Origin of the sequence: Halorubrum sp. CBA1229, assembly GCF_003721435.2 — an archaeon.
Lineage (GTDB): Archaea > Halobacteriota > Halobacteria > Halobacteriales > Haloferacaceae > Halorubrum.
In genome coordinates this window covers 773,814-786,946 of record NZ_CP054585.1, presented here as the reverse complement: position 1 = coordinate 786,946, position 13,133 = coordinate 773,814, and the positions used below count along the sequence as shown (strand labels likewise).

The 13,133-nt window shown below is 68.2% G+C and carries 18 protein-coding genes; 11 read left to right on the top strand and 7 right to left on the bottom strand.

What is annotated here, in order from left to right; all coding sequences use genetic code 11:
• The first annotated feature begins 51 nt into the window (after positions 1 to 51).
• The 3 genes from mnhG (at position 52) to Hrr1229_RS03930 (ending at position 1,569) form a co-directional block, all read left to right on the top strand.
• A complete protein-coding gene (gene mnhG / locus Hrr1229_RS03940) occupies positions 52 to 393 on the top strand; it encodes a monovalent cation/H(+) antiporter subunit G (RefSeq protein ID WP_123114090.1) in 342 nt (113 codons plus the stop codon).
• Positions 394 to 549: 156 nt separating this feature from the next.
• Positions 550 to 999 (top strand): hypothetical protein, encoded by a 450-nt coding sequence (locus Hrr1229_RS03935; protein ID WP_158606081.1) that lies wholly within the window; start codon positions 550 to 552, stop codon positions 997 to 999.
• Between the two features lie 96 nt (positions 1,000 to 1,095).
• Complete coding sequence (locus Hrr1229_RS03930) at positions 1,096 to 1,569, top strand: hypothetical protein (RefSeq protein ID WP_123114093.1); 474 nt, start codon at positions 1,096 to 1,098, stop codon at positions 1,567 to 1,569.
• A 25-nt stretch (positions 1,570 to 1,594) separates the two neighbouring features.
• On the opposite strand, the gene Hrr1229_RS03925 is transcribed toward Hrr1229_RS03930, so the two are convergent.
• From Hrr1229_RS03925 to Hrr1229_RS03915, 3 genes are all read right to left on the bottom strand, one after another.
• Positions 1,595 to 2,650: a hypothetical protein gene (locus Hrr1229_RS03925; RefSeq protein WP_123114094.1), complete on the bottom strand. Its 1,056-nt coding sequence runs from the start codon at positions 2,648 to 2,650 to the stop codon at positions 1,595 to 1,597.
• Complete coding sequence (locus Hrr1229_RS03920) at positions 2,647 to 3,150, bottom strand: FlaD/FlaE family flagellar protein (protein WP_123114928.1); 504 nt, start codon at positions 3,148 to 3,150, stop codon at positions 2,647 to 2,649. The genes Hrr1229_RS03925 and Hrr1229_RS03920 overlap by 4 nt, the downstream gene beginning before the upstream one ends.
• A gap of 212 nt (positions 3,151 to 3,362) precedes the next feature.
• Positions 3,363 to 3,827, bottom strand: a complete 465-nt coding sequence (locus Hrr1229_RS03915; protein ID WP_123114095.1) for a pyridoxamine 5'-phosphate oxidase family protein — start codon at positions 3,825 to 3,827, stop codon at positions 3,363 to 3,365.
• A 73-nt stretch (positions 3,828 to 3,900) separates the two neighbouring features.
• On the opposite strand from Hrr1229_RS03915, the gene Hrr1229_RS03910 reads away from it, so the two are divergent.
• The 4 genes from Hrr1229_RS03910 to Hrr1229_RS03895 all read left to right on the top strand — a co-directional run bounded on the left by Hrr1229_RS03910 (position 3,901) and on the right by Hrr1229_RS03895 (position 5,322).
• Positions 3,901 to 4,260: a hypothetical protein gene (locus Hrr1229_RS03910; RefSeq protein ID WP_123114096.1), complete on the top strand. Its 360-nt coding sequence runs from the start codon at positions 3,901 to 3,903 to the stop codon at positions 4,258 to 4,260.
• A gap of 185 nt (positions 4,261 to 4,445) precedes the next feature.
• The gene (locus Hrr1229_RS03905) at positions 4,446 to 4,706 is read left to right on the top strand and encodes a hypothetical protein (protein ID WP_123114929.1); all 261 of its coding nucleotides are present in this window, start codon (positions 4,446 to 4,448) and stop codon (positions 4,704 to 4,706) included.
• Complete coding sequence (locus tag Hrr1229_RS03900; protein ID WP_123114097.1) at positions 4,703 to 4,969, top strand: hypothetical protein; 267 nt, start codon at positions 4,703 to 4,705, stop codon at positions 4,967 to 4,969. The genes Hrr1229_RS03905 and Hrr1229_RS03900 overlap by 4 nt, the downstream gene beginning before the upstream one ends.
• A gap of 134 nt (positions 4,970 to 5,103) precedes the next feature.
• Positions 5,104 to 5,322 carry a DUF2892 domain-containing protein gene (locus tag Hrr1229_RS03895; RefSeq protein WP_123114098.1) on the top strand — a complete coding sequence of 73 codons (219 nt, stop codon included), beginning with the start codon at positions 5,104 to 5,106 and terminating at the stop codon, positions 5,320 to 5,322.
• A 44-nt stretch (positions 5,323 to 5,366) separates the two neighbouring features.
• Here the strand turns inward: Hrr1229_RS03895 and Hrr1229_RS03890 are convergent, their stop codons facing one another.
• The 3 genes from Hrr1229_RS03890 to Hrr1229_RS03880 form a co-directional block, all read right to left on the bottom strand.
• Complete coding sequence (locus Hrr1229_RS03890) at positions 5,367 to 6,278, bottom strand: SDR family NAD(P)-dependent oxidoreductase (protein WP_123114099.1); 912 nt, start codon at positions 6,276 to 6,278, stop codon at positions 5,367 to 5,369.
• Positions 6,279 to 6,351: 73 nt separating this feature from the next.
• Positions 6,352 to 7,068, bottom strand: a complete 717-nt coding sequence (locus tag Hrr1229_RS03885) for an SDR family NAD(P)-dependent oxidoreductase (RefSeq protein ID WP_123114100.1) — start codon at positions 7,066 to 7,068, stop codon at positions 6,352 to 6,354.
• Positions 7,069 to 7,248: 180 nt separating this feature from the next.
• A complete protein-coding gene (locus Hrr1229_RS03880) occupies positions 7,249 to 7,677 on the bottom strand; it encodes a pyridoxamine 5'-phosphate oxidase family protein (RefSeq protein WP_123114101.1) in 429 nt (142 codons plus the stop codon).
• Positions 7,678 to 7,896: 219 nt separating this feature from the next.
• On the opposite strand from Hrr1229_RS03880, the gene Hrr1229_RS03875 reads away from it, so the two are divergent.
• Positions 7,897 to 9,147 (top strand): RNA-guided endonuclease TnpB family protein, encoded by a 1,251-nt coding sequence (locus tag Hrr1229_RS03875; RefSeq protein ID WP_123114102.1) that lies wholly within the window; start codon positions 7,897 to 7,899, stop codon positions 9,145 to 9,147.
• Between the two features lie 11 nt (positions 9,148 to 9,158).
• Here Hrr1229_RS03875 and Hrr1229_RS03870 read toward each other — a convergent pair whose 3' ends face one another.
• A complete protein-coding gene (locus Hrr1229_RS03870) occupies positions 9,159 to 9,662 on the bottom strand; it encodes a DUF6677 family protein (RefSeq protein ID WP_123114103.1) in 504 nt (167 codons plus the stop codon).
• 125 nt (positions 9,663 to 9,787) lie between these two features.
• On the opposite strand from Hrr1229_RS03870, the gene Hrr1229_RS03865 reads away from it, so the two are divergent.
• The 3 genes from Hrr1229_RS03865 (at position 9,788) to Hrr1229_RS03855 (ending at position 13,026) form a co-directional block, all read left to right on the top strand.
• Complete coding sequence (locus Hrr1229_RS03865; RefSeq protein ID WP_123114104.1) at positions 9,788 to 10,747, top strand: sugar kinase; 960 nt, start codon at positions 9,788 to 9,790, stop codon at positions 10,745 to 10,747.
• Between the two features lie 31 nt (positions 10,748 to 10,778).
• Entirely contained in the window at positions 10,779 to 11,546 is a 768-nt protein-coding gene (locus Hrr1229_RS03860) for a DICT sensory domain-containing protein (protein WP_123114105.1), read from the top strand.
• A gap of 85 nt (positions 11,547 to 11,631) precedes the next feature.
• A complete protein-coding gene (locus tag Hrr1229_RS03855; protein WP_123114106.1) occupies positions 11,632 to 13,026 on the top strand; it encodes a signal recognition particle protein Srp54 in 1,395 nt (464 codons plus the stop codon).
• Positions 13,027 to 13,133 lie beyond the last annotated feature (107 nt).

Here is a 13,133-nt window from a genome sequence, read left to right as displayed (position 1 = left end):
AACACAATCGCACGCTTCGACGGGGCATCGCGTTTCCGGAGGGGACCGCCGATGATCGAATCGACCCCGCTACGGACCTGGATCGTCATCGGCTTCATCGCCGTCGGGACGTTCTTCCTCACGGTCGGGACGATCGGGCTGTTGCGGCTGCCGAACGTGTACAACCGGATGCACGCGACGAGCAAGCCGGCGACCATCGGCGCGGTCGCGGTCTTCCTCGCCGGGTTCGTCTACTTCGGTCCCGGAGGCGCCGGTCTCTCGTCGCTCATCGGCATCGTCTTCCTGTTCCTGACGGTGCCGACCGGCGCGCACATGATCTCGCGAGCGGCGGAACAGACCGGCGTCCCGTTCCTCGGCTCCGTGACGTGGCCGGGGAAATCCGACGACGAGTAGGGGCACTCCCGACGCCGTCGCGGGCGGCGGCTTCGTCAGGTTTCCCGGCTTTCATCCGACTCACTCGTTGGATCACTCCCGACCGACGTCCCGCGCCTCCGTTACATGTGAACTATCCACAAGGTATTTATAAGCTGCGTGCCCCTTCGCACCCGTATGTCGGGATCCCCTCGGTCGCCGCGGTCGGGGAGAGAGGGCGACGGCGATCCGGTTGCCGACGCCGATCCGGTTGCTGACGCCGATCCGGTTGCCGACGCCGATCCGGTCCCCCACGCCGCCGACGACTCCCACACGTGGGCGGCGGCGGAGCGGATCCGCCTCGACGGCGAGTTGCCGGCGGCGTTCGAACGGGACCTCCGGAGTCTCGCTGATCTCGCCCGGAACCCGCTGCGTCGCCCCCTCGCCACCGTCGTCGCGGCGCTCGTCGTCTGCGCGCTCGGCTACCAGTCCTCGGTCGTCGCCGTCACGGCGGGCCCGGCCGCCGGCCTCCTCTCGGTCGCCGCCGTCGCCGTCGCCTACGCGGTCGCGAAGCGGCTCTGGGCGGTCCAACACCGGTATATAATCGCGGAGCTCGCGGCGGCTGACGAGCTCGACCGGCTCCGCTGATCCGACTCGTCGGGACTCCGTCGGCGACCGGGCTGCGACGGGCGACGGTCGCCGGTATGTGTGTCATTTTTTATCATCCGGTCCATGTGTGTGCGCATGGACCATACGCAGTACCGCGACGCCGTCGTCGCGAATCGCCGGAAACACGGCTTCGAGCCGATCGAGGGGAACACGAACGGGTTCGACCCGGTATGGGAGGTACGCGACGACGACGACTCGATCGGGTCCGTCACCGTCCTCGCCACTCTGGTCGACGACGACTCGGATCCCGAGCCGGAGAACCTCGTCTCGACCGCCGACGCGTTCCGCGACGTGCTCGTCGACCGCGTCGACGACCGACACGGGTCGACGACCCCCCTCGGCTACGTCGTCTTCCCGGTCGCCGACCCGGACCCGTCGCTCGTCGACGCGGCGTGCTCGTACACGGTCGCCCGCCGCCGGACCAACGTCTTTCCCATGCTGTACGACTGCGAGGCGGAGACGCTCCACCGGCACGAGGTGCCGCGGCTGAAGGGACGGGGGATCTACCGCCGGCAGGCTGAAGACGCCGAGCGGCTGTTCGATATTTAAATAGCGTCGGGGGTGACCCGCCCGATCAGATCAGGCGCTCGGCGATCCGACCGGCGCCCTCGGCGGCGGCGGTCGCGGGGTCGTCGGGGGAGACGACCTCGACGTCGCGGTCGAGCTCGGCCGAGAGGCGCTTCTCGAACTCCTCAGTGAGCCCGGGGATGCAGGCCATGCCGCCGGTCGCCGCGATGGGGCGCCCAAGCGCGAGCTGGTACGGCTTCATGTGGTCGTTCGCGAGCTCCGGGAGGAACTCGTTGGCGACGGCGTCGACCGCCTCGTCGATGTAGCGGTCGACCGGCTCCCGGACGCCGCGGTCGACGGTGAACTCGTGGCTCCCGCCGCCGGGCTGCTGGATCACGTCGGTGAACGGCTCGAAGTCGTACACGTCGGCGTGTTCCTCCTTGTACTCCCGAGCGGTCGTCCGGTCGATGTGGACCCGGCCCTGGCTCTCCTCCTCGACCGCGGCGACGATCCGGCGGTCGACCTCGTTGCCCGTCACCGAGCCGGTCGAGAACGGCGAGAGCTGCTCGCCGCGCCGGTAGGCGCACGCCTCCAGCGTCGTCGACCCCATGTTGATCGAGACGAACACCTCGTCGATGGCGGCCAGATCGTCGCCGTAGGCGGGGATCGCCCCGCACAGCGACTCGGGGTAGCTCCGCGTCTCGACCTCACCGATGGAGGAGCCCTCGATCACCGACTTGAGGTTCTTCACGCCCGCCTCGTTGTCGATGGTGGGGACCGCGTAGACGACCGCGCTGTCCTCGGGGACGTCGTGGGCGTCCACGAGGGCCTCGAAGAAGCGCTCGGCGTCCGCGACGCTCTCGTCGTCCTCGGGCAGCCCGGACCGGAGCATGAACCGCACCGTGTCGGGGTACTCGATCGCGGCCTCGTGGCCGAACAGGACCTTCTCTTCGCCCGTGATGGCGTCCTCGTACGTCGCCAGACACGTCAGCGTCGAGTGGCGCTCGCGGCCGCCTCGACCGTCGGGGAGGTCGAGCACCGTCCGGGTGCTGCCGAGTTTCACGCCGACCGCTTCGGGGCCGTCTGTACCGTTGATCTCCGTGGATTCGTCGTCGTCGCTCATTCTTGATCACTCGCACACGAAGCGATTCGGACGATGGAGACGAGACTGATCCGGTGGTCCGCGGGAGTGAACGGCCGATCGTGGCGCGGGGCGTCGAACCCCTCCAGCCGACGCGTCAGCGCGTCGACCGCGGCGGGGGCGACCCAGCCCAGTTCGGCGTAGTACGACAGCGCGTCGCGGCTCCGCAGGTGACCGCCGACGTCGACGAGGTAGCCGAGCCAGTCGCCGACCTCGCGTTCCGCGTCCGGCGAGGCCGGGACCGCCCGCAGGTACGGGCGGTCCTCGGCGTCTGCGGGTCGAGACCCGTCGCCGGACAGCCGCAGCCCTCGCTGACGCTGGAGCAGCTCGGTGAACGCGGCCGAGCGGGCCGCTTGCTCCGCTCGGTTCCGGTTCGGCTGACGAAGCGGCCGCTCCCGAGGCGCTTCGTCCGCGCCGTCCCGCGGTGCGTCCGCGATCCGGCGCAGCTCCCGTACGTCGTATTGCCGTGGATTCAGACTCATGTTCCGTCCGTCGTTCGCGTCCGTACCGACACGGTCGGCCACCGAGATATATGATAGTTCCTCCGCAGTTATCACTGATGAGAAACTATTCGCCCGGCGCCTCGGTCTCGCGCTCGCGCCGTCGCCCGGAATCCGACTCGTCCGGTCGCGGCTCTCCGTCTCGGCCGGCTCCGACCGAACTCGCCCCACGCCCCGGTTCCGAGCGCCTAGCGTCAGTTGGTGCCGGCTTCCGCCACGCCGGTCACCTCGTCGATCGGGAGGCGGACGAGTGCAAAGACCATGTCCTCGGGCTCGTCGAACACATTATAAAAGGGGATCGCGAGTTCGCGTTCGGCCTGACTGACCGAGTCGTCGCCCGACCGGTGCGTGTCGAGGCTTTCGACGGTGCTGCGGTGTTCGAGCTCGCCGCGCGCGAGGACGCTCTTCCAGCCCGCCTCGGTCTCGTCGGCGACGACGAACGTCGCTCGATCCGTCGAGTCGACGAACTCTCGCTTGCGACTCCCCGGGGCGTACCCGAGCCGGAAGTACAGGTCTCGGGCGTCCGGGTCGAAGGTGAACGCGACGGGGACGCCGTACGACTCGTCCGCCTTGGCGAGCGAGAGGGTCCCCACCGACTGCGTTTCGAGGAACGACTCGATCGCCGCGTCGTCCAGCGCTTCTGCTGGCGGCTGATTCATACGTCGAAATGTACCAGAGAAAACATAAATCCATCGCGGCCGTTGACGGGTCCTTCTCGGCCTGTGCGTCCGGTTGAGCGTCTCAGCGACGACTCGCCGTTCGTCCTCGCCCTCGCCGTCGTCGGGGGCGGGGATCCGGTCGGCAGTCCGAACGGTCGCCGGGCGAGATGCCGGGAGGCGACGACATCGCACCCGCGACTGGACGGGGACCACGCACCTGAGCGCGCTGGAGGCCTCGTTCCGCGAGGAGGTCGTCTGGGCGGTCACGCTCACCGCGGCGATCGGCTGCGTCACCACGTTCCTCGACGGCACCTATCGGGACTACCCGCGCGACCAGATCGGCGGTCGATGGCGACCCGAAGAGCGACCGCGGGATATCGCGCTCCGTCGAGACGTGATTCGGTCGCCGCCCGCGGACCGACTGCGCTCCTGAATAACATCCTCTCAGCGGATTATAAACCGTTTAATAGTCTCTGGACGCTATTTGAACGGTCGCGGGCGGTTCGTGAACGGTCCCGAAACGTCCGGTATCTCGGTTAATCCAAGCGAACCAGCGCCAACGCTCTGGCCGTTATATGATGTCCCCGCTCCATGCGACGAGTACGTCCGGTGTTCCCCATGTCAAGCAAAACGTCCTCCTCACGGATTCGAGCGCCGATGCGGATCGGGGCCAGCGTCTCGAGCGCCTGTTGGAACCGAGCGGTCGCGAGCGTTCGCGCGGTCGCCTTCTGGGCGGCGATCATCCTGCCGCTCGCGTACGTGCCCGCCGCTTACGGCGCGATGGGATTCGAGGGGTGGAGCCCGCTGGCGCTCATCGCCCTCCACGCGGCGTGCGTCGTCATCGGTCACGACCACGACAGCGCCGCGAGCCGGTCATGAGCGCGACCGACACCGCCGAGCGGTCGGCCGCGAGTTCGCCCGAGTCGTCGGAGTCGAAGGCCGACCGGCTCGCCGAGTTCCTCCGGGCCGAGGCGGCCGACGGCGAGACGTATTTCAAAGCGAAGTTCATCGCCGACGACGTCGACCTCTCGCCGAAGGAGATCGGCGCGCTGATCGTCCGGCTCCAGGACTCGATGCAGGACCTCGAGATCGAGAAGTGGTCGTACACCGGGGCGACCACGTGGCGGGTCACACAGCGGTAGCGGGCCGTCGCCCGGGCGAGCTCGACGGCGACGTCCGCGTGATCGGCACGCTCGAGACGACGCGACGGCATTCTCGCCCCTTCGCCGGGGGTCAGTCACCCAGCGCTTTAGCCCGCGGAGCCGCTATGACGCGTATGCAGCGAAACGTCGGACGGATCGACGCGATCGCCCGAATCGCGGGCGGCGTCGCGACCGCGGCGCTCGCACTCCTCGTCGCGAGCGGCACGGTGAGCGTCCCGGTCGTCTCCGCGGTCGGCCTCGGTATCGCCGCGGCGGTCCTGATCGTCGAGGGCGCGACGCGGCGGTGTCTGCTGTACCGAGCGCTCGGCATCGACCGCTGTCCGGCGAAGTGAGGCCCCGCTCGTCGACCGGTTCTCTCGAACGTCGACCGCCCGATTCACGACCTGGCGGTCGAGAGCGGCGGCTCAGTGTCGAGAAGCTCGGCGCTCGCCTTCCAGAGACGGCGGGCGGCGGCCGCGTCCACCGCCGCGCGCGCCGGCCGCGTCGGTCGCTGACCGGAGAAGTACCGGCCAGACACGTCGGCCGTTCGGGGCGACACGGCGGGGACGAGCAGTTCGGCGGCGCCGTCCGCGACGCTCGTGACGACGGGCAGGGCGTCGAGCGCCCCCAGGACGCGCGGCAGCGGTGCCGGGAGGAATCGACTGAACCCGCTCCCCGGGATCGCGCCGGGATGGACGCTGTTCGAGACGACGTTCCGGTCGGTCGCGTCCAAGCGGGCGGCAAGTTCGTTCGCGAACAGGACGTTCGCGAGCTTCGAGTGGCCGTACGCCCACGTCGCCGAGTGCCCTTCGACCGTGCATACCCTCGAGAGGTCGAGCTCCGTTCCCCGGTGGGCGGCCGACGCCGTCGTCACGACCCGGGCGCCGTCGGCGAGGTGATCGAGCAGCTCGGCCGTCAGGAGGTACGGACTGAGATGGTTGACGTGGAAGGTGTACTCGACGCCGAGGTCGGTCAATCGCCCCTTCCGGAAGAAGCCGCCGGCGTTGTTGATCAGCACGTCGAGCTCGTCCGTCTCCCGGCGAACGCTCGCGGCGAGCTCCCGCACCGAATCGGAGTCCGCGAAGTCCGCCCGGACGAACCGGCCGTGCGAACCGGTCGCCTCGAGCTCGTCGACGACGGCCGCTCCGGCCTCCCGGTCGCGGCCGTGTACGATGACGTCGGCGCCGAGCCGACCGAGCGCGAGCGCCGCGGCGCGTCCGATACCGCTCGTCGACCCGGTCACGAGCGCCTGGAGGCCCGCGCAGTCGACGTCATGGACGCCCGCGATAGTCTCCGGATGCTTCGTCATGGCGCCCGTTGGGTCCGAACGCACTTGAGACCCGCCGGGCCCTCGCCGGCCGACTCGGTGTCGATCCGGGTGGCTACCACGAGATTCGCTCGCGGTCCTTCCAGAGCCGTCCGCTCGGGCTTCCCGGCGCGAACCGACAGAGCCAGGCCGGCGTCTCGGCCCCCTTCGACGGCGACCGGGGAGCGCCCTCCCCGCCCATGTCCGTTCGGACCCAGCCGGGTGAGACCGCGTTCGCGATGAGTCCCCGGTCGCCGTACTCGCCGTCGAGGTACGCGGTCAGCCCGCCGACCCCGACCTTCGAGAGTCGGTACGCCGGGTACTGACCGCCCATTTCGCCCTCGGTGAACCGGCCGAGCCCCGACGAGAGGGTGACCACGCGACTCCCGTCCCCGTCCAGCAGCGGCGGCAGCGCGCGCTTGGTCACCGCGACCGGCCCGCGAAGGTTCACGGCCGTCGTGCGGTCGAACGCGTCCATCTCCATCTCGTGGAGCGGCCCCGACCGGGGGAAGACGCCCGCGTTGTTCACCAAGGCGTCGAGCGAGCCCCGCTCGCGCTCGATCCGGTCGATCGCCGCCCGGATCTCGTCGTCGTCGGTCACGTCCAGTCGGACCGCGTGTCGGTCGGCCGCGGTGACGTCGCTCGGATCCCGAGCGCCGGCGTAGACGGTCGCTCCCAGTTCGGCGAGTCTCGCGGCGATCTTGGCGCCGATCCCGCGATTCGCCCCCGTGACGAGGGCGACGTCGTCCGTCAGGTCGGGCTTGAGATCGACCGCTGGCGGCGGGTTCGCCATACGGGCCGTTCGGCCGCCTCGCGGAAAGAAGCCCGGGGCCGACGACACGTCCCGGACGAGTTCGGTCCACGCCAGCGGTTCGCCGACATCCGCCTGTCGGAGTCGTTCGGAACGCCGCCCCGCGATAGCTTGGGGTCGGTCCCGATCGTGGGAAGGGGTCGACTCCGTGCGGCGAGTTCCCTACTCCACAGTTTTCCGACCGGTGATGCTCTCCATTTCCAGCTCGTACAGGGAGAACCCGACGCTCTCCACCGCCTCGTCGAACAGCCGGAACGGCGGGAACCATTCGTTGAGCGTCTTCTCGTCGACGTCCGCCCGCCACTCCCGGAGCGGACCGCGAACGTGGACGCTCCACGACTCCGCCGTCGACGCCTCGTAGCACACGAACGTGGCGGTCTCGGTCGTTTCGATGAACCGCTCCTTCTCGCTGTCGTCGTGTTCGCTCACTCGGAGCAGGAATCGATCGCCGTCGTAGTGATAGCTCAGCGGGACGGCGTACGCGTCGTTGCCGTCCGCCAGCCCGAGGACGCCGTGATCGCCCGCTCGCAGGTACTCGTCGATGTCGGATTCGGACAGTCCGCTGGTGTACACGTACTCTGCGTGTTCCATACGACCGACACGTGACGGAGGGACAAATAGACACCCCGCCTATCAATCAACGATCACGATCGAACTCCCGGGCCCGCCGACGCACGGCGGGTTTACCAGAAGTGAGGCGAGAATGCCCCTTCCTCGAGGAGCGACCAACGGGAGCGAGTAGGGAGGGGATGAATCGCCGCACACCAGTACAAACCATTAATACAACATATCGATAATCAATAGACAGCGATGGAGTATAGTCACCGCTACCATGCCTACCCGACACAAGAGGTAGCGGCTGAACTAGACTTCCATATCGACATTCATCGCCAAGCGTACAACTACACCCTGTACGAGTACGAGAACGTTGACGCCGACGACATCGGCTCTGCGTACAAGCACCACTCCCGACTCCCCGACTGGAAAGACGAGTTCCCCGTTTTCTCGGAAGTCAACTCGAAGGCTCTGCAACGAACCGTCACTCGGTTCTACCAGAATCTCACTGGACTCTCCGAGCGGAAGCAAAACGGACGCAAGGTCGGGAAGCTCAACTGGAAGTCTCCGAGAGAGTTCCAGAGTATAACGTATTCGCAGTCTGGCTTCAAACTCAAAAACACGAGTGGCCGACGCGCGACGCTCTGGCTCTCCAAAATCGGAGAGATCAAACTCCGCTACCACCGCGAGATCCCCGACGAAGCAGTTATTAAAGAGATGACAGTGAAAAAAGAGACGACCGGTGACTGGTTCATTTCGTTCGGGCTGGAAACCGACGAGGCTGATCTGCCCGAGAAACCCGACGTGGACTCGCTCAACACGGACAATAGCGTCGGCGTTGACCTCGGCATCCTCAACTACATCCACACTTCGGACGGGACGACTGTGGACTGGATCGACCTCGAAGACGAATATGAGCGTCTGGACCGTGAACAACGCAAACTCTCACGGAAAGAACACGGGTCAAACAACTACGAAAACCAGCGCCAAGCGGTTGCGAAGGTCAAACGCCACATCCGTCAGAAGGTGCTGGACTACCAGCACAAGCTCACGATATGGCTCGTCACAGAGTACGATGCGGTGTTCGTGGAAGACCTGAACGTCGCTGAGATGCTTCAAGGCGATGGGAACGCGCGGAACAAGCAGGCTGCGGCGTGGCGACAGTTCATCACTCTTCTGGAATACAAAGGTGAGCTGTACGGGACACACGTCGTGCAAGTCGAAGCAGCGGGAACGACCAAAGAGTGTGCGACATGTGGTGTGGAGACAGCGAAACCCATCTGGGTCAGAGAGCACTCGTGTCCAAGTTGTGGGTTCAAGTGTAACCGTGACGCGAACGCGGCGATGAACGTCTTGCAGAGAGGGTTTGCTGAACTAGGGCTGGGATGGCCCGAATCCACGCCTGTGGAGACTGCGCTCCCTACGGACACCACTCGCGTGTCTGCAAAGCGCGTCGTGGAAACAGGAAGCCCCACCCTCAACGAAGCCACGCCTGTGGCTGAGTAGGGTGGGGTAGTTCACTCCGCCTCGTCCCACGGGAGCGGCTCCGTACACCAGTGACAGAAGTCGAGCTCGGCGTCGGTCTCCTTGCCGCAGTTCGGGCACTCGACCCGCAGGTCCTCGCCGCCCTCGCCGGTGACCTCGGCGACCGGCGAGCCCGCGGCCCCCACGTCGTCGTCGGCGCTCGCGGCGCGGCGGCGGACCGCCTCGGCGGTCGCGTCGACGCGCTTCCGCTCGGCGACGTCCGCCCGGCCGACGAGGTAGGCGTCGATCGCCGACAGCACGGACAGCAGGACGATCGGGAGGGCGATCTCGTCCGGGAGCGCGGCGGCGGCCTCGAACGGCGACCCGGTCGACCCGCTCGGGTCGACGTCGTAGAGCGCGAGCAGCGCCACGCCGCCGCCGACGATCGTGACGTGCCACAGCAGCGCCCGCCCCCACCGGCGCAAGACGAGGTGGCCGAGTCCCGGGAACGTTAGCGCCAGCACGGCGGCGAGGAGGGGGCGCAACTGGTCTCGCATACGGCCCGGATTTGGGTGGGGGATATTTAGGCCTGCGGTGTCGGCGGGGCGCCCGGTCCCGGGCATCGGCGCTCCGTCCGCCGCGGATAACAACCGTTAATCGATGTCCGATCCTCCGGTTCGCCATGAGCAGGCAGCGGGCGACCGCGTTCGTCCCCGGGCACGTCACCGCCTTCTTCAGCGCGCATCCGGCCGAGCGCGCCGCGGCCGCCGGGTCGCGCGGGGCCGGACTCACGCTTACCGACGGGGTGACGGTCCGGGTGTCGGCGGCGGACCGAGCCGAGAGCGACGCCGACGCCGGATCGCGCACGATCGACGGCGAGTCCGGGACGATCGGCGCAGTCGAGGACGTGCTCGCGGAGCTGGGTGGTGCGGGTGGTGCGGGCGGTGTGGACGGCGCCGACGGGGCACCCGTCGACGTCGCGATCGAGACCGACCTCCCGATCGGCGCCGGCTTCGGGGTCTCCGGCGCCGCGGCGCTCGGCGCGGCGCTCGCGGCCAACGACGCCCTCGACCGCGGGCGCTCCGAGAACGAGCTCGTCCGAATCGCCCACGAGGCGGAGGTGGGCCGCGGCACCGGCCTCGGCGACGTGGTCGCGCAGGCGCGCGGCGGCGTCCCGGTCCGGCTGGAGCCCGGCGCGCCGGGCGTCGGGGAACTCGACGGAGTCCCCGCGGCCGCCCGCGTGGAGTACGTCACCTTCGGCGAGCTGTCGACCGAGGCGGTGCTGGGCGGCGACACGACCGCGCTCTCGGCGGCCGGGACGGACGCGCTCGACCGGCTCCGCGCGGACCCGCGGCTGCCGACCCTGATGGACGCGGCCCGCGCGTTCGCCCGCGAGGCGGACCTCCTCGTCCCCGAGGTCGCCGAGGCGATCGCGGCGGTCGACGACGCGGAGGGCGGGGGAGACGGTTCGGGTAGGGGCGACGGTTCGGGCGGGGGCAGAGCCGACTCCGGCGCTGCGATGGCGATGCTCGGTCGCACCGTCTTCGCGCTCGACACCGGGCTCTCCGACGCGGGGTACGACCCCGAGGCCTGTCGGATCGACGCCGCCGGCGCGCGGCTCGTCGGCGGCGGTGTCGAGTAACCGTTTTGACTCGGTAGGGCGTTGTTCAGGTATGATCGAATCGCTCCGCTCGTTCTTCGACGAGCTCGAATCACCGGACCGACACCTCGTCGTGGTGAACCGGTCGTCGCCGGACCCAGTGCGAAATCTGATCGACTCGCTCCTCGACGGCCAGCCCGTCAGCGTTTCAGAGGTCGAATCCGACGCCGCGAGCGACGCCGACGTCGTCGCGCTGGTGGAGGATGGCGACGTGATCGCGCGGTCGACGCTCGACGAGCTCCTCGAGTCGGTGCTGCTCATCAACTCCGACCTGTACAAGACCGGGACGGTCGGACTCGACGAGATCGAGCTTCCCGACGTGCTCCGCGGCCTCGACGAGGTCCCGTTTCGGGTCCGCGGATACCCCGCGTCGGACAAAGAGAAGCTCCTGTTGATCCTCGTCTCGCGAGTGATAGAGCGGATCGCCGCCGAGCGCGGCGACGGAACGCTCCGGGCCTCGTTCCAGCGCCTCTCGCGGATCAACGACGAACGCGGGACCAACGCGGTGTACGAACGGGTCGCCGAGACGGGCGTCGACGTCCACGTCTACGGCGTCGGCGACCCCGAGGAGCTCTCGGCGCTCCCGCTGACGGTCCACACCGGCACCTCGTACCCGTACCGACGGTCGTGGTTCGTCGTGTTCACGCCGCCAAGGGGTTCCGAGGGAGACCACGTCGCGCTGCTCGCGCTCGAGGACGAACCCAACGTCTGGGACGGCTTCTGGACGTTTCGCCCGGAGCTCGTGACCCGACTGGAGCGGCACATCGCCGAGGAGCTCTGAGGCGGGCGGCCCGCGCGATCCCGCGGCCGCCTTCGGCGACGCCGACGAACAAAGCTTTACCGCGTCGACCGCCTATCTCCGGCAAATGGTACTCGACGACCTCGGTTCGTCCCTGCGGGGCAGCCTCGACAAGCTCCAGGGGAAGTCCCGGCTCTCCGAGAGCGACGTCGAGGAGATCGTCAAGGAGATCCAGCGCTCGCTCCTCTCGGCCGACGTCGACGTCTCCCTCGTCATGGAGCTGTCGGACTCGATCAAGTCCCGGGCCCTCGAAGAGGAGCCGCCGGGCGGCACCACGGCGAAAGACCACGTCCTCAAGATCGTCTACGAGGAGATGGTCGAGCTGGTCGGGGACTCGACGGAGCTCCCCCTCGAAAACCAGACGATCCTCCTCGCCGGCCTCCAAGGGTCGGGGAAGACCACCTCCGCCGCGAAGATGGCGTGGTGGTTCTCGAAGAAGGGACTCCGCCCCGCGGTCATCCAGACGGACACCTTCCGTCCCGGCGCGTACGACCAGGCCAAGCAGATGTGCGAGCGCGCGGAGGTCGACTTCTACGGGAACCCCGACAACGACGACCCCGTCGACATCGCTCGGACGGGCTTAGCGGAGACCGAAGACGCCGACGTCCACATCGTGGACACGGCCGGGCGCCACGCGCTCGAAGACGACCTCATCGCGGAGATCGAGGAGATCGAGCGCGCGGTCGACCCCGACCGCTCCCTCCTCGTGCTCGACGCCGCGATCGGGCAGGGCGCGAAGGAGCAGGCCCGCCAGTTCGAGGAGTCGATCGGCATCGAGGGCGTGATGATCACCAAGCTCGACGGGACCGCGAAAGGTGGCGGCGCGCTCACGGCGGTCAACGAGACCGACTCCTCCATCGCCTTCCTCGGGACCGGCGAGACCGTCCAGGACATCGAGCGGTTCGAGCCCTCCGGGTTCATCTCGCGGCTGCTCGGGATGGGCGACCTCAAACAGCTCTCCGAGCGCGTCGAGCGCGCCATGCAGGAGGCCCAGGACGAGGACGAGGACTGGGACCCCCAGGACATGCTGCAGGGGGAGTTCACCCTGAAGGACATGAAAAAGCAGATGGACGCGATGAACCGGATGGGCCCCCTCGACCAGGTGATGGACATGATCCCCGGCATGGGCGGCGGGATGATGGACCAGCTCCCGGACGACGCGATGGACGTGACGCAGGACCGGATGCGCAAGTTCGAGCGCATCATGGACTCGATGACAGATGAGGAGCTGACGAACCCCCGCGTCGTCGGCCAGTCGCGCACCGAGCGGATCGCCCGCGGCTCCGGCACCGACGAGGAGACGGTCCAGCAGCTCTTAGAGCAGCACTCCATGATGGAACAGACGATCAGCCAGTTCCAGGGGATGGGCGAGGGCGACATGCAGCGCATGATGAAGAAGATGGGCGGCGACGGCGGCGGCGGCCTCGGCGACATGATGGGCGGCGGCAAGGGCCCGTTCTGAACGCCGCCAGCAGGGGTTCGCCGACGGCTGCGATCGCCTCTCCACCCCCGCCCGTCCGCTTCTCACCCAACGCCAACAGGGTTCGTTGACTCCGCTCGGGGCCTTCA